We start from the raw sequence: 25,489 nt of genomic DNA on the forward strand, positions 1-25,489 counted from the left end.
TTTCAATCCTATATAAATATTATAGTAATTTTTTGACAAAATCAACTGCAATCCTGCTTTATGTACTTCATTATCACTTGGCAGAAAAGGCATGGATTTTCTGCCGCAGAGAAATTGGATAGATGGAGGGAGTCAGGGATGCAGCAGCCGAAGATACTGGACAACAAGCAGCAAGGGCGGGTGATTGATGAACTTCGACAAGTCATAAAGCCGCATGCAAAGTTGTCTGTGATTTCAGCGTATTTCACGATTTATGCTTATGAGGCGTTGAAAAAGGAATTGTCGCAGATAGATGAATTGCGATTTATCTTCACGACACCATCGTATATCAAGCAGAAGAGCGATTTTCAACGGGAGTTTTATATTGCGCATCGAGAGTTTGGCAATCGATTGTCTGGCAATGAATTTGAGTTGAAACTCCGTAACAAGCTGACCCAATCCGCTATCGCCAAGGACTGTGCGCAGTGGCTTAGAAAGAAAGTCAGCATCAAGTCTTATCGGGAAAACAATCCAGCCCAGATGCGTCTGGCCTATGTGGAGAATGTTGACCCGGAGCAGGATATTGCCATTCAGGGGACGGTGGATTTTTCTAGTGATGGGCTGGGGATTACGCCCTCCGCACGTAACGATATGAATACCTGCATTTACAGCAGGCCCATGGGGCAGGCGGTCTTGCAGATCTTTGACGGTATCTGGAATAACCCCGCTATGGTGGAAGATGTGACGGAGAAGGTGCTGTCAGAAATGGAAGTTCTCTACAAGGAGAACACGCCGGAGGCCATCTATTTCATTACTCTCTATCATATCTTTGAAGCTTATCTGGGGGAACTGACGGAAGAAACCATCATCAAGACGAAGACAGGCATCAAGGAATCCCTTATTTGGAATAAACTCTACAAATTCCAGCGCGATGGTGTTATGGGTGCCATTGACAAGATTGAGAAATACGGCGGCTGTATTATTGCAGATAGTGTCGGCCTGGGCAAAACCTTTACGGCACTGGCCATCATCAAGTATTATGAGCTGCGCAATGACCGCGTGCTGGTGCTGGCACCTAAGAAGCTGCGGGAGAACTGGACGATATATACGCAGAATGATAAGCGGAATATCTTTGCAGCTGACCGATTTAACTATGATGTGTTGAATCATACGGATTTAAGCCGTTATAAAGGTTTCTCTGGGGCCATCAATCTGTCTACGCTCAACTGGGAAAACTATGACCTTATTGTTATCGACGAGAGTCATAATTTCCGTAACAATGTTCCCCATAAAGACCGCAAAACTCGTTATGAGCGATTGATGGAGGACATCATCAAGGCCGGGGTCAAGACCAAAGTGCTGATGCTTTCGGCAACGCCGGTCAACAATCGCATGAACGATATCAAAAATCAGATTGCCTTCATCACGGAGGGCAAAAATGACGCCTTGAAGTCCACAGGAATTCCCAATATCGAAACTACTCTGCGCAAGGCACAGATGGTCTTCAACCGTTGGTCGGAATTGCCGGAACGGGAGCGTACGACCAAGGTCTTTGTGGAAATGATGGACTTGGAATATTTCAAGCTGCTCGATACATTGACCATCGCTCGTTCGCGCAAGCATATCGAAAAATATTACAATGTGGCAGAAATCGGCCGTTTCCCCACCCGCTTAAAGCCCATCAATGAATGTCCGGAAATCGATACATTGGGCGAGTTCCCGCCGATTGGTGAAGTGAACAAGATGATCAACCGTCTGACATTGGGACTTTATGCGCCGCTCAGGTATGTGCGTCCAGATAAGCGGCATGCCTATGAGAGCCGCTACGACATGAGTGTGGCTAATGGTCGTAGTGTGTTCCGTCAGGTTGATCGTGAAAATCAGTTGATTCATCTGATGCGGGTCAATCTCCTGAAGCGCATGGAAAGCTCCATCCATTCGTTTGTGCTGACGGTGGAGAAGATTTCCCGGCGGATAGAGCATACCTTGTCCATCATTGAAAAACATGAAGGCGAGTATCATGCGGATTTGAATATCGAGGAACTGGACTTTGACGAGGACGGCTTGGATATGGGCGATTTGGTCTTTGGCAGTAAAGTCAAGGTTTTGCTCCAGGATATGGATTTAATCAAATGGCGACAGGATTTGCAGCTGGATTTGGAAGAATTGCAGGAGATTCTCCAAAGTGCCAAAGTGATTACGCCCATACGGGATAATAAACTGCAAACGCTTAAAAACAGAATTGCGGATAAAATTCAGAATCCCATCAATGCAGGAAATGGCAAGCTGATTATTTTCACCGCTTTTGCCGATACGGCTGAATATCTATATGAGAATATCGCGCCGCAAATGGAACCGTTGGGGATTTATACCGCTTTGGTAACAGGCGGGACAGGTACGAATAAATCGACTATTCCTATTCCGTCATCACTAAAACGAAGTATAAAGCTTTCTGACCTTAATACGGTATTGACTTTGTTCTCGCCCATATCAAAATCCGGCAAAAGCATATTCCCAGATATGGAGGAGGAAATTGATATTCTGATTGCCACTGACTGTATTTCCGAAGGCCAAAACTTGCAGGACTGTGATTACTTGATCAACTACGATATTCATTGGAATCCTGTACGCATTATTCAGCGGTTTGGACGTATTGACCGCATTGGCTCGAAGAATGAAGTAATCCAGCTTTTGAACTTTTGGCCGACTGACGACCTCGACGCCTACATCGACCTCGCAGAGCGTGTCAAAGGACGCATGGTGCTTTTAGATGTTTCGGCAACCGGAGAAGAAAACATCATTGATGACCAAAAGAACAAGGAAATGAATGACCTGGAATACCGCAAAAAACAGTTGCAAAAACTGCAGAATGAAGTGGTGGATTTGGAAGATATTTCCGGCGGTATTTCGATTACGGATTTAACATTTAATGACTTCAAAATTGATTTGATGGAATATATGAAGGAGCATGAGGAAGAACTGGCCAATGCTCCCAGCGGTTTATATGCGATTGCCCGTATTTCGGACAATCTGCGCGATATTGTAGATCCCGGGGTAATCTTTGTTTTGCGGCAGATAAAAGGTGCACGGCAGACTAAGGAGCAGAATCCCTTGTTCCCCTACTATCTTGCTTATATTACCGATGATGGGCAGGTGCAGGCCAATTTCCTGCAGGGCAAACAGGTTCTCGACTATTTGAAGAAATTCTGTTCGGGACAGAATACTGTGGCCAAGGATTTGGCAGAGGTATTCAATAAGGAAACAAAACATGGACGGTATATGGACAGGTATTCAGACCTGCTCCAGCAGACAATAGAAGATCTGATTGGCAAAAAACAGGAAGTGGGCGTAGCCAGCCTCTTTAGCAAAGGCGGTACAGCCACACCACAGAATTTTGATGACGGTATGGCCGACTTTGAGCTGGTGGCCTTTCTGGTGCTGAAATAAGGTGGCTATGAGCATTTATGAAGTAATGGAGCTGCCGACAGCGGCACGGATTGACCGTGTAGTGCCCAAGAAGCAGTTCTACGACAATGGTGATTTGAGTTCAGCTGATAAGAAGCTCTTTGACTATGTAGAGAAAATATACTGGCGTTATGCCCTGAAAACGGAAAATTCCTTTATACAGCCTTATCGTGACGAGGAAAAAGACTATCCGGAAATTGAAGTGCTGGAAGTGAATCTGCGGGCGGAAAAGCAGCTGAAACGCTTGGCGGAGGTCATCATCCATGCTATTCCGTATCCGATGCTGATTTTCTTTACTTTGGCAGATAAGCGGCGGCTATATATGGGCAAGCTGCGTCAAAGCCAGGCGGATAGTGAGCGAATGGCGCTGGTGGCTATGGAAGATACGGGCTGGCGGAGCGAAGAAGACGACTTTTGGCCGGAAATGTCCCTGCGGAAAATGCCTGGGGCGAATTTCTGCCAGTTGTATGAAAGCTGGTTTGATGCCATCAGCAAAAGTCATCTTGCAGCATTGTCGGTGGATACAGAAGCGCTGTCCGGTGATGAAGCCAGAGAAAAACTGCAACGCATTACGGCCATAGAGCAGGAAATGAACAAACTGCGCAAGCAGATGAAAGCAGAGAGCCAATTCAATCGCAAGATGGAACTCAATACCCGTCTACAAAAATTAAAACGAGAAATGAATAAGATAACTGAGCAAGGGAGCAGGGAACAATGAAAAAATTAACAGGCGAATCAATGAATATTACTGAGGAAAACTTGAAGTCTATGCAGCAGCTTTTCCCCGAAGCATTTGAGGAAGGGAAAATTGACTTCGATGTTCTGCGGCAGCTGTTGGGCGATTTTGTGGATGATGAACAGGAACGCTACAGTTTCAAATGGAACGGCAAGGGCAAAGCCCTGCGACTGTCCCAAACGCCATCTATGGGCACATTGCGTCCCTGCAAGGAAGAAAGCAAGGACTGGGATAATACGGAAAATCTCTATATTGAGGGAGATAATCTGGAAGTATTGAAACTTCTGCAGAAATCCTATTATGGCAAAGTGAAGATGATTTATATCGATCCTCCGTATAATACAGGCGGTGATTTTGTCTATAAAGACAACTTCCATGACAATATCCAAAATTATAAAGAAGTCACAGGACAGATTGACGGCGAAGGGAATAAAATTGATACCAATACGGAAAGCAATGGACGGTTCCATACGGATTGGCTGAATATGATGTATCCGCGCTTGAGACTGGCCAGAAATTTGTTGACCGAAGATGGAGTTATATTTATTAGTATTGATGATAATGAGCAGGAGAATTTAAAGCGAATTTGTGACGAGGTGTTTGGGGAATGTAATTTTATCGGAGAAATAATTAGAAAAACTAAATCAATGACAGGAGATAATGGTAATGGGTTTAATTTGCAACATGAATTGCTAATCATATATGCTAAAAATCAAGCAGATATGATTTTGAGAGGCGAAGCAAAATCCTATAGTAATTATTCAAATCCTGATAATGATCCAAATGGTGAGTGGTGTGCTGGTGACCCTAGCGCTAAAAGTGGTGGACCATCAACATATTTTGAAATAAAAAATCCATATACCAATAAGGTTGATGTTCCACCAACTGGAAGATACTGGGCGTTTTCTAAGACGACATTAGAGAAATATATTGCAGATGGGAAGATAAAATTTAAGGAAAATCATAGAGATAATGAGCGTGGCTTTGTTTTTAAGAGGTATCGGAAAGATGCAACTAGCTTATTTGATCCAGTGCATAGCTTGTTTGGAAACGAAAATGAATACATGAATCAGGCTGCAACAGTCGAGGTTAAAAAAATATTTGATGAGGATGTTTTTAGTTACCCAAAGCCAGTAGCTTTTATAAAAAAAATTATACAGTATGCGACTCTAAAAGAGTCTCTTGTATTAGATTTTTTCTCCGGTTCAGGAACTTTATCTCATGCTGTTATGCAACTTAACGCAGAAGATGGCGGTCATCGCAAATTCATTATGGTGCAGCTTCCTGAACCAACTGATGAAAAGAGCGAAGCTTACAAAGCTGGCTATAAAAACATCTGCGAAATCAGCAAAGAACGTATTCGCCGTGCCGGGGATAAAATCAAGGCGGAAGCCGGTGATAAGGCGGCGGATTTGGATATTGGCTTTAAGGTCTTTAAGCTGGACAGCTCCAATCTGCAGAAATGGAATCCTCAGCCGGATGATTTGGTGATGACTTTGCAACAGGCAACGGACAATTTCCTGCCTGACCGCACCGAGCAGGATGTACTCTATGAAATTATGCTCAAGATGGGGCTGGATTTGACATGTCAAATTGAGGAAGAACAGGCTGCAGGCGAGACGGTCTATATTATCGGCGGCGGTGCCCTGATGATTTGTTTGGGGCGGAATATCACAACTGCTGTGGCGGAAGCGGTCGTGAAACTGCATGCGGAATATGAGTCGGAACTTTGGCAGGTGGTGTTCCGTGATACGGGCTTTGCCTCGGATATGGACAAGACCAATGTCAAGGAAACGCTGAAAGCGGCAGGCCTTGATGAAGACAGCTTTGTGTGCGTGTGAGGTGATGGATAATGAAACTGAAATTTGACTCCACCCTCGATTACCAGCAGGAGGCCATTGCCGCTGTTCGTGACGTTTTTCAGGGACAAACGCCGAAACAATCCTTGTTCACGGTGGCTGCGATTGCGAATGAGCAGATGGCGTTAGGTTTTGGCAGTGAAAGCCAGCAACTGACTTTGGGACAGGGCATTGGCAATCGGCTGATGCTGGACGAAGAAGATTTGCTGAATAATATCCGTGCGGTGCAGCTGCGGCATGGCCTGCCCCAGTCCAACTCTTTGCCGAATCACAAGCTGAATCTCGATATTGAGATGGAAACCGGCACCGGCAAGACCTACGTTTACCTGCGCACGTTGTTGGAACTCAATAAGGCTTATGGCTTTACCAAGTTCATCATCGTTGTGCCGAGCGTAGCTATCAAGGAAGGTGTGCAGAAAACCATCGAGATAACCCGTGATCATTTCCGTGGGCTTTACAGCAATGTGAATTACGATGCCTTTGTCTATGACGGCAAACATATTGAGAAAATCCGTGACTTTGCCACGAGTAATGATATTCAGATTATGGTCATGACCATCAATTCCTTCCAGAATGACCTGAACCTGATTAACCGCTATAACGACAAAAAATTCGGCGAGTCCAAGCCGATTGATTTGGTGCGCGAAACCAAGCCTATTGTCGTGATTGACGAGCCGCAGTCCACCATCAGCACCGATGCACAGGTGGAGGCGGTGGAATCCTTGAATCCGCTGTGTACGATTCGCTATTCGGCCACGCCTATCCGCGTGGAGAACAAGCTTTATCGCCTGAATGCCGTGGATAGCTTTGCCAAGAAACTGGTCAAGGGTATCGAAGTGGAGAGTTTTGCTGCCCAGAATGACCATAACGAAGCCTATCTGTTCTTGAAATCCGTCAACAACAAGAAATCCCCCATTACGGCACGGGTGGAAATGGACGTGCAGAATAAAAGGGGCGTTGTCCAGCGGAAAGCCGTTACCGTGAAGCAGGGGGATGACCTCTACGAAAAATCCGGTGGCCGTGATGTGTACGAGGGCTATATCGTCAAGGATATTTACTGCGCGGAAGGCAGTGAGTATATGGACTTCACCAGCTGCAGCGATATCCTGCATTTGGGCAAGGCCATTGGTACGGTCCATGATGACGAAATGAAGCGCCAGCAGATGCGGGCAACGATTGAGGAACATCTGAACAAGGAACTGGAACTGAATCCCAAAGGCATCAAGGTTCTTTCCCTGTTTTTCATTGACCGTGTGGCTAACTACCGCGAATACGATGCCGAGGGCAATGCCGTGAAGGGCAAGTATGCCAAGTGGTTTGAGGAAATCTATCAGGATGTGATTCGCCGTCCGAAATATCACGATTTGTGGCACAGGCTCCATAATGAAGATGATGAGGCTGAACTCGTTCATGATGGCTATTTCTCTGCCGATAAAGGCAAGAAGAATGAGCCGGGTCATTGGAAGGATACCAGCGGTTCTACGGCGGCAGATGACAGCACCTATAACCTCATCATGAAGGATAAGGAACGGCTGCTTTCCTTTGACTGCAAGATTCGGTTTATCTTCTCCCACTCGGCTTTGCGGGAAGGCTGGGATAATCCGAATGTGTTCCAGATTTGTACACTGAATGAAACCAAGAGCACCATCAAGAAGCGGCAGGAAATCGGCCGTGGTCTGCGCTTGTGTGTCAATCAGACGGGCGAACGGCAGTATGATGCCAATCTGAATATCCTTACCGTTATGGCCAATGAAAGCTATGACGAATTTGCCAGCTCCCTGCAGAAGGAATACGAGGACGACGGCATCCGTTTCCGTGTGCTGGAAACTGCCAACTTTGCCAATATCCTCGTGCCCGTATCGGCAGAGGAAGCGGCAACAGATGCGGCAGGGGAAGAAACTGCTTATCTGGGCACAGAGAAGGCCGAAATGGTCATGGAATCCCTGAAAGAATATGGCTATGTGGATGACGAGGGCAATATTCAGGAATCGCTGAAAGCCGATATCCAGCAGAATAAATTCGTGGTAGCAGAAGAACTGGCTCCCTACAAGGCGCAGATACAGGAAATCTGTATGCAGGCCTGCAGAACCGTGCCGATTCACAAAAAGCGCGAACGGCGTGAGGCTGTTCTCAACAAAGAAGTTTTCCTGTCTCCGGAATTCAAGGAATTATGGGACAGCATCAAGTGGAAGACAACCTATCGGGTGGATTTTTCCACGGAGGAACTTTTGCGGCGCTGTCGTAAGCAGATGGCTTTGGAGATGAAGATTCCTTCGCCGAAAATCATTCAGACCAAGGCGGATTTAACCATCGGTACGGGTGGTGTCGAAACCAAGGTAGTGGCTGACCGGGCTGTAAGCACATACGGTTCCAGTAATTTTCTGCCGGATATTGTCGCTTATCTGCAAAACGAAACCAATCTGACTCGTCGTACCATTGTGGAACTCTTAACCGGCACCAGACAGGATGAGAAGGGCAACTGGATTCCCTTTGATGATTACGGCAATCGGTTGAAGGATTTCAAAAAGAATCCGCAGGTGTTCATGGAAAACACCGCCAAAATCCTGCGCTCCGTGATGAAGTCGCTGATTGTAGACGGTATTAAATATCAACGGCTCGGGGACAGCGAATACTACTGTCAGGAACTCTTTGAGTCGGAAGAACTCAAGGGATATCTTGAAAGCAATATGCTGGAAAGTACCAAAAGCCCTTATAACTATGTGGTCTACGACAGCGAGAATGAACGGCAGTTTGCCCAGTCCTTTGAGGATAACGAAGATGTATATCTTTATGCCAAACTGCCGGACTGGTTCAAAATCAGTACGCCCTTGGGCTCCTATAATCCCGACTGGGCCGTGATGATTGACCAGAATGGAGAAAAGAAACTGTACTTCGTTTTGGAAACCAAGGGCAACATAGATACCGATGCCCTCAGAAAGACGGAAAGCGAAAAGATTCAATGCGGTAGAGAACATTTTGCTGCATTGGGGGATAAGGCTGAGTTTATGCCGGTGGATAATTTTACCGAGTTTATGCATAACATTTGATGGCAATAGTTTCAAGGAGATTTTTAGGTATTAAAAAATGCCCAGAGGATTTATGTCGAAATCCTCTGGGCATTTTTTATCTGTCAGAGATAGGCGTCGTATTTTCCTGCATTGAAGTCGCAGGCTTCGGTGATGAAGTTGCAGTCGACCAGCAGGCTTTCGATTTTTTCTCGATGCTGATTGGCCTTATGCAGTCTGGCCAGCTCCTTGATATCGTCGTCGGTGAAGCACCAGCCGATGTCCATGGAGAGGTCTTCCCCCTCTTCGACGGAGGCCAGGGCGGCTGACCAATCCTGGCGGATCTCTTCGTCACGTTCTTTTGTCATAAAATGTCCTCCTGTTCGCAATAGAAATGTATTTGGTTCTAGGATAGCAGGCAATTTTTAAAGACAGCTTATCAATATTTCAGAGAATCATTAGGGTTATATTTTTTGTCAGAGGCCAGTAAGGCCAGATTTCCAGTTGCTATGGGAATCTGGCCTTTTGTTATATTTTCATTCTGGTTATTTTTATATGGTCAGTTTAGCGCTATCCTAAGGGTGTTCCGTTCATTTCTGGATAACGCAAAGGAGAATTGGCAATGGCAGAGAAAACAGAAAGTATGGGCAATCGTTATGAACTCAATAAGAATTTGGCCCAGATGTTAAAGGGCGGCGTGATTATGGATGTTACGACGCCAGAGCAGGCAAAGATTGCGGAGGAGGCAGGTGCCTGCGCCGTTATGGCGCTGGAGCGTATTCCAGCCGATATCCGCGCGGCAGGCGGTGTGGCCCGCATGAGCGATCCGGCGATGATCCGCGGCATCCAGGAGGCCGTGAGCATCCCCGTCATGGCCAAGTGCCGCATCGGTCACATCGTTGAGGCCCAGCTGCTGCAGGCCATCGAAATCGACTATATCGATGAGAGTGAGGTCTTGTCCCCGGCAGACGATGTCTATCATATCGACAAGCGGAAGTTTGCCGTGCCCTTTGTCTGCGGTGCCCGTGACCTTGGCGAGGCCCTGCGTCGTATCAGCGAGGGTGCGGCAATGATCCGCACGAAGGGGGAGCCGGGAACCGGCGATGTGGTGCAGGCCGTGCACCACATGCGGAAAATCAATCAGCAAATGGCGGCCATCGCTTCCCTGCGGGAGGATGAACTTTTCGAGGCGGCTAAAAAGTATCAGGTCCCCTATGATCTGGTGGCCTACGTGCATGAACATAAAAAACTGCCGGTGGTCAATTTCGCTGCTGGCGGCGTGGCGACCCCAGCCGATGCAGCTTTGATGATGCAGCTGGGAGCCGAGGGCGTGTTTGTCGGCTCGGGCATCTTCAAGTCGGGGAATCCGGCCAAGCGGGCGGCAGCTATCGTGCAGGCAGTCACCAATTACGAGGATGCAGGGCTCATCGCAAGGCTTTCGGAAAATCTCGGCGAGGCTATGGTGGGCATCAATGCCGATGAGATCGAGCTGCTCATGGCAGAGCGTGGCAGATAAAGAGGTGAGAGGAGGTTGGACAAAATGACGATTGGCATTCTAGCCTTGCAGGGGGCCTTTGCTGAGCACGAGGCAATGCTGGAAGCACTGGCGGCAGATTACCGGGAAATCCGTCAGCGCAAGGATATGACCGATGATCTCGCTGGCATAATCCTTCCAGGTGGCGAAAGTACCGTACAGAGCAAGCTCCTGCATGAGTTGGGGCTGTTTGAACCGTTGCGGCAGAAAATCCTCCAGGGGCTGCCCGTGCTGGCGACTTGTGCAGGACTTATCCTGCTGGCCCAGGAGGTCAGCAATGATGAGCCTTCGATGGCAACTCTTCCCATACGGGTACGGCGCAATGCCTATGGCAGGCAGTTGGGCAGTTTTGCGAGGGCTGGTGATGTAGCCGATTTGCGGGGATTTCCGCTGCGGTTCATCCGCGCTCCCTATATCGAAGCATGTCTTGACAAGAAGGTGCAGGTGCTGAACGAGACGGAAGGACATATCACAGCGGTGCGGTATCACAATCAGCTAGCCATGGCTTTCCATCCGGAGCTGACCCGTGACCTGCGGATCCATTCCTTTTTCCTGGATATGGTGGCGAAACGCAAAGAGCTTGCGCTGGGTGCATAAAAGAAGCTGGCTGTTGGCCAGCTTTTTTTCGTGGAAACAGGCAAGAGATGATATAATTAGGGAAAGACGAAGTATCAGCGTATGAATAGAAAGCAGGATAGGAAAGACAATGGCGTATTTCTATGTGTTTATTGGCGGCGGCCTGGGGGCCGTGTGCCGTTATGGCGTGACGACGATGGTGGGTATGCTGCTCGGGGGGATGTTTCCCTGGGGAACGCTTGTCGTCAATCTGGTGGGAAGTCTGCTGATGGGGTTGGTGCTCGGGGCATTATTGCCACTGGCCAAGTCCTTGCAGCTGCTGCCCGAATCGCTGCGGTTGCTCTTGATCGTAGGGTTCCTGGGGGGCTTTACGACGTTTTCGTCCTTCAGCATGGAGACGCTGACGCTGCTGCGGGGCGATAGTTTTTTCCTGGCGGCGGTCAATGTGGTGGGCAGTATTGTGCTGGGATTGGCGGCAGCTTATATCGGCTATCAGTTGGCGATGGTATTTCAGCGCTGAGGGAGAGTTTCTATGGATGTAATAGATTTTTCGGCGGCCCGCCAGCGGCGGCTGGCGGCGATGGCGCGGACCAAGGCCGGGCCTCAGGCGCGGTTTGCTGCCATGCAGGAGGCGCTTAGCCAGGATGAGCTGACGGCTATGGGGCGCATTGTCCAGCAGCATGCCCTGCGGCTGGCCTATCGCATCGTGGCCGCAAGCCCTGTATGGGGGAAGCCCGAAGAAGCGGAGCCGTTGCGGGTTTGGACAGAGCTGGAGGCAGTGGTGCCGGTGCTAGCGGATCTGATCATGGCGGAAAGCTATATGCCAGCGGCGGTACGCATGGCAGGCACGCGTCTGACCGCCAATGAGGTCGGCCTATGGGCTGCGCGCCGTATGGTGCTCGACTATCTGCTGATATTGATTGACGACAACAGCCGCCCTGACGATTGGCTCGATATCCGCGACAGGGAACCACTGCGCAATGTATTTGCGTATTTAGGCTATGCGATGGATTGACTTACAGGAGAGATGGTGAGGGAATGACGAAGGCATATGACGAGGAACTGCGCGCGAAACTATTGGGCAAGAACGGCCGGAAATTACCAGCCCTTTGGCTGACAGCGTTACGGGAGGAGCCATTTTCCTATTCCTACAAATTGACAGAGCCGGACGAGCTCGCAAGTAGTGTGGGGCAGCTCCACAAACGGGCGGAATGGGTAGCCTTTTGGAAGCAGTCAAAGGAGCCTTGGCGAGTCGAAACCGCCAATCGCAAGCCCAAAGGCTTGGGGATTCAGCATGATTATCCCGTGAGGATTCACTTTGATGCGGCAATTGATGTTCTTCGTTATTTAGGTGAGGCCAAGAAGTTCTGGTTGTTTTGTCAGCGGGTGGAGAAAATCAAGGCGGATTATCCTGCACTGTTACCGGCTTGTGTCATGGAACGCGATAAAATTTTGGCGGATGAACCTATGACGGCAGCGATTTACCAAACTGCCAGGTATTTTGCGGGCACGCCCAAGACCAATTGTTATTTGCGGGAGCTTGATATTCCTTATGTGGATACGAAGTTTATCGAAGACAATCCAAAACTCACGGCCGCAGTGTTTTTTGCGGTACGTCCGAAGTTCACTGGCAAGACCTTCGACGATTTTTGCCAGGCGCTGTCCCTTACGAAATCGGCGCCCTCACCAAACATCTATGTGCGTTCCCTCGATGCGCGCAAGACCTTTGCGGGGCTGCGGGAAATCGTGGTTACGGCACAGCAGCTGGCAAAGCTGGATTTGACTTTTGGCCGCGTGTTCATAACCGAAAACAAAATCAATGGCTATGTGTTTCCCGAGGTGGAGGATGGTTTGATTTTGTTTGGGGCAGGCAATGGCATTCTGAGCGATTTGCAGGAAATCGATTGGCTCAAGCGCCAGCAGGCGTTATGGTATTGGGGCGATATGGACCGCAATGGTTTTGCCATCTTGGCGCGCGTGCGCCAAAAGTATCCGCAGGTGAAATCGTTTTTGATGGAGCAGGAACTTGCGGCAAGGTATCGTCATTTTATGGTGGCCGATACGGGAAACGAGCTGGCGATGCCGGAAGCGTTGACAGGAGAGGAGCAGGCCTGCTGGCAATATTTGACAAGTCAACCGGCAAAAGCCAACCGGCTGGAGCAGGAGAAGATTCCCTTGTTTGAGGTGAAGGCGGCCTTACGGCATCTGCTGGGCGAGGATATAGACGAAAGTGGGCAAGCGGTCAAGTAAGTGGCAGGGGGGATGGCAATGGCTAGGGTGGTATGCGATTTGTGTCCGCGTGGCTGTCGGCTGGCTGAGGGGCAGGTGGGCTGGTGCCGTGCCCGTATTGGCTACGATAGGAAAGTGGTGCCGCTGAATTATGGGCGGCTAACCTCGGTGGCACTAGATCCCATTGAGAAAAAGCCCTTGGCGCGGTTTTTTCCCGGAAGCTATATCTTATCGGTGGGCAGTTTTGGCTGCAATTTACGCTGCCCGTTCTGCCAGAATCATGCGATTTCTCAGGCGGGGGCGGATTGCGATACGCAGGTGGTAACACCGTCAGAGCTTGTGAGCCTTGCACAGGAATTGGCGGCCCGGCCAGCCGGCAATCTCGGCGTGGCGTTTACCTACAACGAACCATTGGTGGGCTATGAATTCGTGCGCGATACAGCCAGTCTTTTACAGGCAGCGGGGCTAAAAGTGGTGCTGGTGACTAATGGCATGATAAACGAAGGGCCGTTTCAGGAGCTTTTGCCGCTGGTCGATGCGTTCAATATTGATCTGAAGGGCTGGCGGCAGGATATCTATGATATCTGTGGCGGCAGCCTTTCGGCAGTGAAGCAGAATATTGCTGCGGCAGCTGCTGTGACGCATGTGGAGGTAACGACTCTGATCGTACCGGGACTTAATGATAGTCCCGCAGAGATGGCTGCCGAGGCACAATGGATGGCGTCAATTTCCATTGGCTTGCCACTGCACGTTAGTCGTTATTTTCCGCAGTGGCAAGCAACAGAACCTGCTACGGAGGTGTCTGTTGTGTATGAATTAGCTGCGGTCGCACGGCAGTATTTGTCCTATGTTTATACGGGAAATTGTTAAGCAGCTTTGGGGATATTTAGCTGAAATTCATAGCTTGACAAGCAGGGCGATGAGCAAACCATGGTTCAGGATATCTGCCAGCAGGCCGGCGTAGCGAAGGGAACGTTCTTTTATTATTTCCCGACGAAGGAAGACGTGCTTAAAGCCATTTTGGTAGAATGGACGAAGAAATTTGTGGAGGAATACGCGCAGAAGGCAGAGGGAATGGATGCCGTCCGAAAACTGCGTCTCTTTTTGCAGTTGTCAGCACGGGAAAATTCTATCGAACCTTTGGTGGATAATCTTTGGGCAGAGCACTACAAAGAATTGGTTATGGTGCTTTGGCAACGCATTGTGATCGATGGATTCAATCCGCTGCTGCGTCAGATTATTGCTGAGGGAAATGCGACTGGTTCGATGCAGGTCGTTCATCAAGAAGAATGTTTGGAATTCTTTTGGCGTCTTACCGAAGCGATATGGCCGGATGAGAAGGTGGATATCGTTACGGATGATAGCATGTCGGTACGCACGGAGATAGCGGCGAAATTGATTGAACAATTATTTGGCATGGAAAAGGGAAGTATGGCTCATTGGGAAAATGCGGAGTGAGTTCCGCATTTTATTTTTAGAGACTACTGACCTTGGTCAATAGAGGAGATTGATGATGAAGTCAAAGTGGACAATCCGGATACCTTACTGAAACCAGGGATGTTTGTGCAGGTTCAATTGAATTTGGGTACTCCGAAAACGGTGTTGTCGGTTCCACAAAAGGCAGTGCTGGGTCAGAAAGGCGTTCAGTATGTGTTCACAGTGGAAGATGGCAAAGCGAAAAAGGTTCGGGTAGAAACTGGTGATATCGTAGGGGATCGTATCGAAATTGTTGCTGGCGCCGAAGAGGGTATGATTGTGCTGACCGATAATCTTGATAAACTCAAAGACGGTAATCTGGTGCAGTTAGGAGAAGAATCATGAGTTTACCAGAATTAAGTATCAAGCGGCCGGTGTTTGCTACGGTGATTTTAGCGGCGTTGATTCTCATGGGAAATATGCTGCGCTAGGTTTATGTGCCAAGTGAACATCAGTTAGCGGGCAAAGCAATGCTGGTTCCTTTGTCGCAGGTGGCAGCTTGGCAGTACAGTACGAGTTCCAGCGATATTCGCCGCTATGACCGCCAAAAGGAGATTCGTTTGAGCGCCAATGTAGAAGGAACTTCTATGGGGGAAGCCAATGAGGCTTTTTTCGAAAAAATGGAATCGATGCAGGTGCCTGTGGGGTATAAGGTTGGACAGGCTGGTGCCGGAAATGATATGGATGATTCCTTTGCCAATATGGCCATGGCATTGGCCATGGCAGTGGCATTCATCTTCATGATTTTGGCGGCTCAGTTTGAAAGTTATAGTGAACCCTTCGCCATTATGTTCTCACTGCCATTGGCTATGATTGGTGCTTTGGCAGGACTGTTCATCGCTGGCAGTGAATTGAGTCTCGTGCCCCGATGGCGCATGCTATAATCGGCGGTGTGCTTACTTCAACGTTGCTGACGCTGGTGGTGGTTCCTACCATCTATGATTTGCTTCATCAGTGGTGGCAGCAGGAAGAAAATCGTTAAGATTTTGATTGTTTTGTGTTATAATGCTAATGGATTGTTTGGGGCAAGGGAAAGTCGGTGCTGCGGTACTGCCTTTCCCTTGCCTTCGTTTAAGGTTATGGCTGGTGTAACAGCTGTGAGGAAGGAGTAACGATGAGATTCTTCCATCTGTCGGATTTACATATTGGCTTAAAATTGATGAATCATGACTTGGCAGAGGACCAGGAATATATTCTTCGGGAAATCGTCCGGTTGGCAGAGGAGCGGCAGCCGGATGCCGTTGTTATTGCCGGGGATATTTATGATAAGGCAGTTCCGTCGGCTGAGGCAGTGTCGCGGTTTGACCGGTTTGTGACAGAACTTACGCAGAAGGTACCAACGGCGGAACTCATGATGATTTCAGGAAATCATGACAGTGCCGAACGGGTTAATGTGTTTCGTCAGGTGTTGGCGCGTCAGCATATCCATATGATCGGCCGGCCGCCTGAGCTTCCAGATGAAACGATTGCCAAAGTTACTTTGACTGATGCTTATGGCCCCGTGAATTTTTATCTATTGCCCTTTGTGAAGCCTTCCATGGTCAAGCTGATTACAGGAACGGATAAAGATGGCAATAATTTTTCGTATGATGAAGCGGTGCATCGGTTGCTTTCGCGAGAGAATTTAGCGGAGCAGGAACGTAATGTATTGGTCAGTCACCAGTTTTATCTCTCGACAGGAAAAGATGATACGATTGAACGATCGGCATCGGAGATAGTTACGGTGGGCAATATCGATTCGGTGCAGGGGGATATCTTGAATCGTTTCGATTATGCGGCGTTGGGACATATCCATAAGGCGCAGCGCTTGAATGGCAAGGATTGTTATCGCTATTGTGGTACGCCGATTGCTTGCTCTTTTGGGGAGGAGGGTCAGCTTAAAGGCGTGATAGAAGTAGAGCTCAAGGAAAAAGGCGAAGTGGTGACGACGGTGCTTCCTTTGGAACCCTTGCGACAAGTGCGCACCATCAAAGATACGCTGGAAAATGTGCTGGCTCAGGCCTCGGAAGATTATGTTAGCATTACGTTGACGGATGCGGACGATTATTTGGCCGGTGATGTGCGTGATCGGCTGGAGGCCTGTTTTCCGCATTTGCTGCATGTAGGGCGTGAGACCCAGGAGGAAGCGGATTACCAGCTGGAGCAGGAAAAGGCGGTACAGTTATCGCCCTTTGCTCTTTGCCGGGATTTTTTACAGGATCTCGATGCGGATGAGGAGCAGTTGCTGGCGTCGATTATCAATGAAGTGCAGGAGGCGGAGAAATGAAACCCATTCAATTGACCATTCAGGCATTCGGTTCCTATGGCGAGCGTGCTGTCATTGATTTTACGAAGCCCACGCAAAATCTTTTTCTGGTAACTGGTGATACCGGTGCGGGCAAGACGACGATTTTTGATGCAATCGTCTATGCACTCTATGGGGACAAAAGCGAAAAAAATACCAATAAGAATGCCTTGATTCCTAATTTGCAAAGTCAGTTCGCCGCGCTTGATGTTACGCCCTTTGTCGAGTTGGCCTTCAGTGAGACGGTGGGGGGACGGGAGCAGCGTTACATCGTTCACCGGGTTCCACATCATCGGCGCAAAGCCAAACGTGGCAATTCGGAGGTGGACGAGAAGGAATCGGTAACGCTGACCATGCCGGATCATACGGATTATCCAGGCAATAAGGAAGCCGTCAATGAAAAGCTTCGCGAGCTCGTCGGGCTGACCAAGGAACAGTTCATGCAAGTAGGTATGATTGCGCAAGGAGATTTCATGCGCATTTTGCGTGCGCCGACAAGCGATAAGCGCGAAATATTCCGGCGTCTCTTTAATACGGAAATCTTTGATAAGATCGTTGGCCGATTGGGGGAACGCAACAGCCAGTATCGCGAGGAGCTTCAAAATGTTCTGCGCCGCTGCCAGACAAAGGCGGAAGATGTGGTGGTTCCTGAGAATTTTCCACAGCAGGCAGAAATGAAAGAGCTAGTGCAGAAAATCCGCAAGGATAAGATGCCAAGTCTGGTTGATTTTGAAAGGCTGCAAACATATCTGAATGAAGCTGGTGAAGTGCTGGCCCGGGAGGCGGAAAAAGCAACTGCCGAGGCAGTTGCAGCCCAAAAGAGATATGATGCAGAAAATGTCGAACTGACAAAGGCTGAGGCTTTGAAGGTGTCCTTTGACCAGCTTAGCGAGGCGACGGAGACGTGGCAGGCCTATAAGCAGCGAGAAACTGACATGATGGATAAGGAACAGTGTGCGGCAAAAATCCAAGCAGCGTATGCGATTCAAGCGGTTTATCAAGCCTTTGAGCGTCAGCGAAAAGCGGTGGCGGAGACCGAAATGCTGCAGCAGCAGTATGATAGGGCGTTGCCAGAACTAATGCAGCAGGAAGCTGAGGCAGGGAAAGCCGTAGTGGCAGCCAAGAAGGAAAAGGATAAAGCAACGGAAGTCTTTGGTAAGGTTCAGGCGGAAGTTGAGGCGGCTTTGGAAATCTTTGCGGAAGTTGCAGCGAAGACGGAGAAGATTCAACGCGCAGCCAAGATTTTGAAGGAGACAAGGGATAACGCCGAACAGGCTCAGCAAAAATTGGCAGCGTATCAGAAGCAATTGGAAGGCTGGCAGCAGCAGGTGAAACAGTTGCCGGAGTTAACGCTGGCAAAAGTCAAGGGGGAGCAGCAAGAACAGGAGCTGCGGCAATATGAAAGAGAAATCAATGCCGGAATTGATTTAGGCAGGGAAATGAAAAATGCCGAGGTTGAGGCTAAGCAGGCACTGTCGCAATATCAGGTGGTACAGCAGGCTTATCAAGAAAAGCGCGCCAACTATGAGCGGGAACAGCAAGTGTTCCTCAATGCCCAGGCGGGATTATTGGCAGAGTCTTTACAAGCGGGACAGCCGTGTCCGGTTTGCGGTTCGCTGGAACATCCACATCCGCGGGTACTTGAGGCGGCGGCTAAACCGTTGGCCCGCGAAGAATTGGAGCGTTTAGCGGCTGAGGTGACAGCCCTTAATGCCAAGCAGCAGGCGGCTGCGGAGAAGTCAGGCAAGGCAAATAACAATTTTGACAAGTCAAGAGAGCAATTTGATTTGTCACTGGACAAACTACGTCAGGAGGTACCGGGGTGTGAGGCGGCCCAAACCCTTAATGAAATCCGGCAGAAGGTCAGGAAACAACTGGAAGAATGCGAGGAATTGCTGGGCAATCTGACTGGTCAAATTAAGAGTCTGGAGATTATCCAGCAGCAACTTGACCAGTCAACGGAAATGATGGCGAATTTACAGGGAGATAAGGAATCTTTGGCTGAAAAATGCCAGCTTGCCAAATCCCAGTTGGAGACTGCCGAAAAGACGCAGAAGATCTTGCTGGATAAACTGCGCTTTGCGACCAAGGAAGAGGCAATACAGACAAGGGGAAAGGCCAGAGAAAAAATGGCCGCATGCGAGGATGCCTATGCTAAAGCTGATAAAGTGGCCAAGGATGGGCAGGCCAAGCTGGCAGAGGCCAAGACGGTCCTTCGCCAATGCCACCAGGAACTGCCAGTCAAACAACAGCAGAGTCAGGAGCTGCTGCTTTCCTATCAGGGTGCTATGCGGGAAAAAGGGATGAGCGAAGAGGACTGGCAGGAATTTGTCCGCGGATACGAGGAAAAAAGTGCTGTGGACATGCAGCAGGAAGTACAGGCTTGGCGGGATGCTTATAATGCCGCAAATGGCAGTCGTAAGGCTGCCCAAAAAGCAGTGGCGGGAAAAGAACTTCCAGATCTTGCGGTATTCCAGAGGAAAAAGGATGTGGCGCAGGAAGCGCTTCAGCAGGCGTCGGAACGATTGACAGAAGTCAAGGGCCAGTCGGAACGCAATGAGCGGGTAAGGTCCCAGCTTAACCAGCAGCTTGGGTTACGGGCAGACCTTGGGAAAGAGGCCTGTGCGGTCAACAATCTCTATGAGCGCTTATCGGGCAAGCGCAGCGGTGCGCGCATGGATATTGAAACCTATGTCCAGCGGTATTATCTGCGACAGATTTTAGGAGCGGCCAATCGCCGCTTCCGAGCAATGTCTGGTGGGCAGTTTGAACTTAAGATGCTTGATGATACGGAGGCGGCACGTGGCGGCAATCACGGACTCGATCTCAAGGTGCTCCATACGATAACGGGCAAGGAACGGGCGATACAGACGTTATCTGGCGGTGAGTCGTTTATGGCCGCTCTTTCGTTGGCACTTGGTTTGTCGGATCAGATTCAGGCCAATATGGCATCAATTCATCTGGATGTGTTGTTCATCGATGAAGGCTTTGGCTCGCTGGATGATAATTCCCGCAATGAGGCCGTTCATGTTCTGCAAAAGATGGCTGGAAGCGCTAAGCTTATCGGAATCATATCACATGTTACCGAACTCAAGCAGGAAATCGATAATCAGCTGGTCGTCACCAAAAATGACAAGGGAAGTCATGTGGCATGGCAAATCAGTTGAGGATATAGTATACTAGGAATGCTCTGGCAATTGTTTATAAATCGGGTAATTTGTTAATGAGGTATGAAAATATCATGGATTATCAGGATAAAACAAAATCGATTGAGGAGATGCAGGAACTCTTCCGCTTGATGGTAAACGCGCATGAGCAGATGAAGTTCGCTACGTTGGCCTTATATCAGGCTTGCAAGAAAAACAAGGATGTTGTGGGGAAACGCGGGATTGAAGAGTATTTGAAAATCCTGTCGGTGCAGGAACGTTGGCTGGATTTGGTGAAGAAAAGCAACAAAGCAATCAAAACATCCTATGATAATGTTGTTCCGCTGCCAAACCTTGAGGCTTTGGATCAGGTTGACCGCACATTGGAAGAATACTGTCCGGCTAGGATTCGGCGGCAGATTGCAAAACACCTGTCGATACTGGAAACTTTTAAGGATGATTTGAAGCATATGCCAAGTTATATTGCAGAGCCGTGCCGGTATCATATCGTGACGAATCTTGGCAAAATTATGCCGGGAGAATGTTACCGCTGTGCGATTTTATATGATACGTATGAATTAGATCCGCCCAAACGGTTGCGAGCAGAATGCCGGTGCAATTCTGGAGAAGGCAATCGTTGATTTTAGGAGAGAAAGGTCGAAGCTGTATCATGGGATATATCCGGACAATGTTTCTTGCTATTGTAGGGGGCTGGTTGTTTTCTTATATCAATGCCCCCCTTCCCTGGACGTTGGGCCCTATTGTGTTGGTGTCCTTGGTGGGGCTGGTTCAAAAACATCCGATGGTCTGGAGTATCAAAATTCGTAACGTGGCTTTGGTGCTGTTGGGGTATGCCATGGGACGGCCTTTTACGATCGAAACATTGCAGGCAATTGCCGCGCAGCTGCCGTTGATGCTGTTGGCCACGTTTGTTACGGTTAGTGCCGGTATTTTCACGGGCTGGCTGATGTATAAAAAGACAGCGATTAATTTTACGACCTGCTTGCTTGGCTGTGTGCCCGGGGGATTATCGCAAATGGTAGTTCTTGCCGCTGAGATGAAAAATGTTGATCTTACAGCGGTAACGATTATGCAGACATTGCGGATGTTGTCCGTGGTGTTTTCCATTCCATTTTTGACGATTCATATCCTTTCGGATGGTCCGGTGACGGCCGGTGCCGGCATGGATTTTGCAACAACAGCAGATATGTCTTCGGTACTGATGTGGGCTGCGGTAGCGGTTTTGGGTGCTATCGTGGGGAAGTGGATTCATCTGCCTACGGCAACGATGTTGGGGCCAATCTTGGCGGTGGCTGCAGTGGTCATCATGACGGATTGGACAGCGGTTCCCGTTCCGCAGCCGCTTCTTTATGCTGCGCAGCTTTGCGTGGGCGCTTTTATCGGCAGCAGCATTGAACTGCAGCGCATTGTGAGTTATCAAGGCATGGGGCCTGTGCTGTTAGGTGGCGTTTTACTGGTCCTGTCTGTGTCGATGGGAATGGGGGTGATGGTTTCGGCTTTGACGGGGGAAACTTTTGCTACCTCCTTTTTGAGCACAGCTCCCGGCGGTTTGACGGAAATGGGCATTACCGCCCTTACTGTTGGCGCAAATATTTCTACAATGACAGCTTATCAGCTAACACGGCTGCTCTTTATCATGTTGATTTTTCCCTATGTGGCAAAGGGCGTGGTAGCTTTATATGAACGAAAGTACGGAGGTCATGATAAAGATGACGCGTGAAGAGCAATTAAAAAAAATTAAGGCGGCAGATGAGGCCTATTATGGCAATTCTGGGGAGACAATATTGTCTGATGCAGAGTATGATGCACTGCGTCACGATTACATTGAGCGTTATGGGACGGCGGATCTTGATTACGTTCCCGGCGCAGAGCTGGGCGCAGAGAAATTCCGTCATCCTCATGAGGCAAAGTCGTTGGGGAAGATTGATGAATCGGAGGCGGATAAACTGCAGACATATATTGAAAAATTCCTGCCGATTATTGTCGAACCCAAGTTGGATGGCTGTAGTGTAGTCGTATATCCGCAAGAGGGAAAGCCGATGTATGTAACCCGTGGCGGTGGTGATGAGGGGGATATTCTGACACGGTTTCCCATCCACCCTCGCCAGGAAACTTATACGGCAGAATATCCGATACGTGGCGAAGTATTTATGGACTTTGCGTCGTTTGAAGCGATGAATAGGGAATTGACAGCTATGGGGGAAAAGTCCATGGCCAATCCTCGCAACAGCGTCAATCCGATTCTTACGGGCGGAAAGCATCCGGAATTTGTGAAATATCTTCGATTCATGGCTTACGATGTCATGGGCGTTGATTGGAGTGAAACGGAAAAAATCCAATACATTAAGGAGCACACGCCTTTTGCGGTACCGGAACAGAGCCTCCGTCGATTCACGGATGAAAGCCCAGCAGAAGTTGCGGCTGCTATTCCTGGAATATATCGTGAGTATGAGAATACGCTTGGCTATCCCATTGATGGGATCGTTATCAAATGTGATTGGGAGAATTCGTTAGAGAAATTTGGGACTACCGGCCACCATGATAATAACGCGATTGCGTGGAAACCCAATCAGATTCCAGTGATCAGTACGGTTCGCGATGTGCATTGGCAAGTGGGTAAGACTGGTGCACTGACCCCTGTGGCCGATATTGAACCGGTGGATATCCTCGGCTCTACGGTATCAAATGTCAACTTGCATAATATGAATGTAGTAAAGCGCTTGGGGGGCGTGGCAAAAGGAGATAAAGTAGGGGTCATCAAGGCGAAGCTCATCATCCCGCAAATGGTCATTGTGTATGAACACAATGGCGGTGAGGAAATTGAGGCGATTACCCATTGCCCGTATTGTGGCGCCCCTTTGCAGGAGCGGGAGAATGCTGCTTCAGACAGCGAGGATGACACGAATTTATTTTGCGTAAATCCCCATTGCAAGGAACGTCTTGCGCAGCAGATTGGATTCTTAGCGAAACGGAATGTACTCGATATCAAAGATCTGTCGATTGACCGGGCGAGGGCCATTGTAGCAGCTTTTCCGGAAAAGGCAGAAAGGTTTGGCCCCTATATGATTTTTGACTTGACGGTGGATGACATCCGTACGGCCATCATCACCCCGTTTGCGGAACTTACCTCCACTAAGGCAAAGATTGAAGCAGAAGCCAAGAAGGGAAATATCATCACGGCGGCTGATCTTGAGGATAAACGCGACCTCAAGAGTCCGGATAAATTAAAAGAAGCCATTGAAGGCGCAATCCAAGAGGTAGACATTCCGCGGTTTATCAAGGCGCTGCTCTTTGATGGTATTGGCGATAATGTGGGGAAACTATTGGCGGAAAAATATCATACCGCGGACGAAATCCTGGCGGCAATAAAGCGGCAGGATGCCTTTGGTGAAATTGATGGAATCGGTCCACGAACGGAAACGCTTTTACAGGGGGCGGCGTTTTCGAATCGCTTTGAAGAACTCTTGAAATACATTAAGCCGCAGGATTATGTGGTTCGTGAAATCGATATAGAGACGATGCCCTATGCAGGAAAAGTATTTGTCCTGACGGGAAAAGATCCGGCAGGTAAGCCGCGAAGCTTTTATAAGGAACTAATTGAAGGTGTGGGGGCCAAAATGGGGGCCGCGGTTAGTGGCAACACGGACTATCTTATCCTGGCAGATCCTAACAGTACGTCAAGTAAGGCGGAGAAGGCACGAAAACTCGGGACGAAGCTTTTGTCGTATCAGGAGGCCGTAGAAATGCTTCAGTGATTCTGCTCGATGAAGGTTTTTTCGATGCTATCGCGAATAATAAACATAGAAAAATAGTTTTGGCCAGGATGGGAGGAATCTAAATGACCGATGTTAAGAAGCCGGTGCGTGATGCATTGGAGCAGCTCAAAGAAAAGCAGTCGTTTGAAAGTAGCTATGCAGAAATCAATAAATTCCAGGCATTAATCAATACTTTTGCAGGTTTGGAATACGCTTGTGAACTTATGGCTGATGAAATCAGTGTGAAGACAGGGGAAAGCCGCGAAAAAATCCTGGAGGAATATTATCGCCGGGCTGGAATCTTAGAATAAAGGGAAAAGAGGCTGGGAAGAACAGCTCTGCAAATAGGAAAATCCGTTGACGTAGAAAAAAGTCAACGGATTTTTTTTGCTCTGATAATAATGAGAAAATTTTAACAAATACTTTCCTTTGAAAGCGAATTATGCGATAATATAGATAGAAATAGTTGTAATCGGATATTTTGAGGAGGCTGATGAACATGGATGTCAACCTTGAAATTCGCACGGAATCGATTGCAGCGGCGCCTCGTGTTAATATTGATGAGGCCAAGACCTCTCGTTATGGACTAGGGAAGGCCCGTAAGAGAAAAGAGGAGGAACCTGAGCGTGGAGCTGAAGGGGCAGCGTATAATCTGGAACTTATGGATGGCAGCAAATCAAGATTATCAACTGCCTTAGGACGCTTGTCGCCGGAGCAGATGCGTATTTTTCGTGCGGGAGTATTACAAGTGTACGAAAAAATGAATTTTGTACAAAATGCCTGAGAATAGAGTTAGCGGAGTAACAAGTCAGGCAAGTGGCAGAAATGAATGAGAACAGAAATAACAGCTCAAAAGAGGAAGTCATTGGCGCATTTTGCAGTCAGTGGCTTCTTCTTTGCGTTGGGAAATTGATAAAACTGAAGAAAATATGAAAAAACTGTTGACAAGAAGCGAAGATGCGTGTAACATATTACAAGTCGTCAGCAAACATATCGGATTAGATGCTGAAGACAATGAATCACGCAAGTTAAAAACTTTAAAAAAGTTGTTGACAAGCTTGTTTGAATGAGATATGATATAAAAGCTGAATCGCACAGGACTTCAAAAGATTCTGACGATAAGGCAAGATTGTTCTCTGAAAACTAAACAATGTAAAATGAAATCATGCAACATGATTTAAGCCAGATGTTTAAGCAGAGAGCCATTGCTTTAGCAATGTGCGAATCGCTTAGTTACGAGCATAAGCGAGTAACATCCATAGCGACTCTGTAAAATAAAACATCGATTGGTATGAACAACATAGCAATCGGCAATTTCTTTTAAAGATAATTGAGAGCTTGATTGAGTTCTTCAATATAATTTATTGGAGAGTTTGATCCTGGCTCAGGACGAACGCTGGCGGCGTGCTTAACACATGCAAGTC

At 48.4% G+C, this 25,489-nt stretch carries 21 protein-coding genes and 1 pseudogene; 21 read left to right on the plus strand and 1 reads right to left on the minus strand.

Translation table 11 applies throughout. The features are described from left to right. The first annotated feature begins 138 nt into the window (after positions 1 to 138). Genes T504_RS0102795 through T504_RS0102810 form a run of 4 tightly spaced genes read left to right on the plus strand, consistent with a single transcriptional unit; the run spans position 139 to position 9,086 of the window. Entirely contained in the window at positions 139 to 3,426 is a 3,288-nt protein-coding gene (locus T504_RS0102795) for a helicase-related protein (protein ID WP_033169549.1), read from the plus strand. Between the two features lie 7 nt (positions 3,427 to 3,433). After that, the gene (locus T504_RS0102800) at positions 3,434 to 4,162 is read left to right on the plus strand and encodes a DUF4391 domain-containing protein (protein ID WP_033169550.1); all 729 of its coding nucleotides are present in this window, start codon (positions 3,434 to 3,436) and stop codon (positions 4,160 to 4,162) included. Then, complete coding sequence (locus tag T504_RS0102805) at positions 4,159 to 6,021, plus strand: site-specific DNA-methyltransferase (protein WP_033169551.1); 1,863 nt, start codon at positions 4,159 to 4,161, stop codon at positions 6,019 to 6,021. The genes T504_RS0102800 and T504_RS0102805 overlap by 4 nt, the downstream gene beginning before the upstream one ends. An 11-nt stretch (positions 6,022 to 6,032) precedes the next feature. Further along, positions 6,033 to 9,086 (plus strand): type III restriction-modification system endonuclease, encoded by a 3,054-nt coding sequence (locus T504_RS0102810; RefSeq protein ID WP_033169552.1) that lies wholly within the window; start codon positions 6,033 to 6,035, stop codon positions 9,084 to 9,086. Between the two features lie 83 nt (positions 9,087 to 9,169). Here the strand turns inward: T504_RS0102810 and T504_RS0102815 are convergent, their stop codons facing one another. Beyond that, complete coding sequence (locus T504_RS0102815) at positions 9,170 to 9,412, minus strand: hypothetical protein (RefSeq protein ID WP_033169553.1); 243 nt, start codon at positions 9,410 to 9,412, stop codon at positions 9,170 to 9,172. Between the two features lie 275 nt (positions 9,413 to 9,687). Between T504_RS0102815 and pdxS the strand changes: the two genes are divergently transcribed. From pdxS to T504_RS0102900, 17 genes and pseudogenes are all read left to right on the plus strand, one after another. Next, positions 9,688 to 10,560 (plus strand): pyridoxal 5'-phosphate synthase lyase subunit PdxS, encoded by an 873-nt coding sequence (gene pdxS, locus T504_RS0102820; protein WP_033169711.1) that lies wholly within the window; start codon positions 9,688 to 9,690, stop codon positions 10,558 to 10,560. Between the two features lie 24 nt (positions 10,561 to 10,584). Next, on the plus strand, positions 10,585 to 11,175 hold the full coding sequence (pdxT, locus tag T504_RS0102825) for a pyridoxal 5'-phosphate synthase glutaminase subunit PdxT (protein WP_033169554.1): 591 nt from the start codon (positions 10,585 to 10,587) through the stop codon (positions 11,173 to 11,175). 109 nt (positions 11,176 to 11,284) lie between these two features. Next, the gene (gene crcB / locus T504_RS0102830) at positions 11,285 to 11,674 is read left to right on the plus strand and encodes a fluoride efflux transporter CrcB (RefSeq protein ID WP_033169555.1); all 390 of its coding nucleotides are present in this window, start codon (positions 11,285 to 11,287) and stop codon (positions 11,672 to 11,674) included. A 12-nt stretch (positions 11,675 to 11,686) separates the two neighbouring features. After that, entirely contained in the window at positions 11,687 to 12,169 is a 483-nt protein-coding gene (locus T504_RS0102835) for a hypothetical protein (protein WP_033169556.1), read from the plus strand. A gap of 23 nt (positions 12,170 to 12,192) precedes the next feature. Then, complete coding sequence (locus tag T504_RS0102840; protein ID WP_033169557.1) at positions 12,193 to 13,404, plus strand: DUF3322 and DUF2220 domain-containing protein; 1,212 nt, start codon at positions 12,193 to 12,195, stop codon at positions 13,402 to 13,404. 18 nt (positions 13,405 to 13,422) lie between these two features. Next, positions 13,423 to 14,253 carry an AmmeMemoRadiSam system radical SAM enzyme gene (gene amrS, locus T504_RS0102845; RefSeq protein ID WP_369793602.1) on the plus strand — a complete coding sequence of 277 codons (831 nt, stop codon included), beginning with the start codon at positions 13,423 to 13,425 and terminating at the stop codon, positions 14,251 to 14,253. Positions 14,254 to 14,304: 51 nt separating this feature from the next. Continuing rightward, positions 14,305 to 14,841 (plus strand): annotated as a pseudogene (locus tag T504_RS0102850) (TetR/AcrR family transcriptional regulator); the annotation flags it as partial. Between the two features lie 66 nt (positions 14,842 to 14,907). Next, a complete protein-coding gene (locus T504_RS0102855) occupies positions 14,908 to 15,204 on the plus strand; it encodes an efflux RND transporter periplasmic adaptor subunit (protein WP_033169560.1) in 297 nt (98 codons plus the stop codon). A 125-nt stretch (positions 15,205 to 15,329) separates the two neighbouring features. Next, the gene (locus tag T504_RS0102860) at positions 15,330 to 15,743 is read left to right on the plus strand and encodes an efflux RND transporter permease subunit (protein WP_033169561.1); all 414 of its coding nucleotides are present in this window, start codon (positions 15,330 to 15,332) and stop codon (positions 15,741 to 15,743) included. 230 nt (positions 15,744 to 15,973) lie between these two features. After that, complete coding sequence (locus tag T504_RS0102865) at positions 15,974 to 17,125, plus strand: exonuclease SbcCD subunit D (protein ID WP_033169562.1); 1,152 nt, start codon at positions 15,974 to 15,976, stop codon at positions 17,123 to 17,125. Continuing rightward, the gene (locus tag T504_RS0102870) at positions 17,122 to 20,310 is read left to right on the plus strand and encodes an AAA family ATPase (protein WP_033169563.1); all 3,189 of its coding nucleotides are present in this window, start codon (positions 17,122 to 17,124) and stop codon (positions 20,308 to 20,310) included. The genes T504_RS0102865 and T504_RS0102870 overlap by 4 nt, the downstream gene beginning before the upstream one ends. A 74-nt stretch (positions 20,311 to 20,384) precedes the next feature. After that, positions 20,385 to 20,930 (plus strand): hypothetical protein, encoded by a 546-nt coding sequence (locus tag T504_RS0102875; protein ID WP_033169564.1) that lies wholly within the window; start codon positions 20,385 to 20,387, stop codon positions 20,928 to 20,930. A 47-nt stretch (positions 20,931 to 20,977) separates the two neighbouring features. After that, positions 20,978 to 22,030 carry an AbrB family transcriptional regulator gene (locus tag T504_RS0102880; RefSeq protein ID WP_255327113.1) on the plus strand — a complete coding sequence of 351 codons (1,053 nt, stop codon included), beginning with the start codon at positions 20,978 to 20,980 and terminating at the stop codon, positions 22,028 to 22,030. Beyond that, positions 21,990 to 24,065 carry a BRCT domain-containing protein gene (locus T504_RS0102885; protein WP_081823357.1) on the plus strand — a complete coding sequence of 692 codons (2,076 nt, stop codon included), beginning with the start codon at positions 21,990 to 21,992 and terminating at the stop codon, positions 24,063 to 24,065. Before T504_RS0102880 ends, T504_RS0102885 begins: the two co-directional genes overlap by 41 nt. A gap of 83 nt (positions 24,066 to 24,148) precedes the next feature. Continuing rightward, entirely contained in the window at positions 24,149 to 24,376 is a 228-nt protein-coding gene (locus T504_RS0102890; protein WP_033169566.1) for a hypothetical protein, read from the plus strand. 188 nt (positions 24,377 to 24,564) lie between these two features. Then, on the plus strand, positions 24,565 to 24,849 hold the full coding sequence (locus T504_RS0102895) for a hypothetical protein (protein ID WP_033169567.1): 285 nt from the start codon (positions 24,565 to 24,567) through the stop codon (positions 24,847 to 24,849). Positions 24,850 to 24,940: 91 nt separating this feature from the next. Further along, positions 24,941 to 25,135, plus strand: coding sequence for a hypothetical protein (locus T504_RS0102900; protein ID WP_033169568.1), 195 nt, complete (start codon positions 24,941 to 24,943; stop codon positions 25,133 to 25,135). Positions 25,136 to 25,489: the final 354 nt, after the last annotated feature.

The sequence above is a fragment of the Selenomonas sp. ND2010 genome (assembly GCF_000702005.1).
Taxonomy (GTDB): domain Bacteria; phylum Bacillota; class Negativicutes; order Selenomonadales; family Selenomonadaceae; genus Selenomonas_A.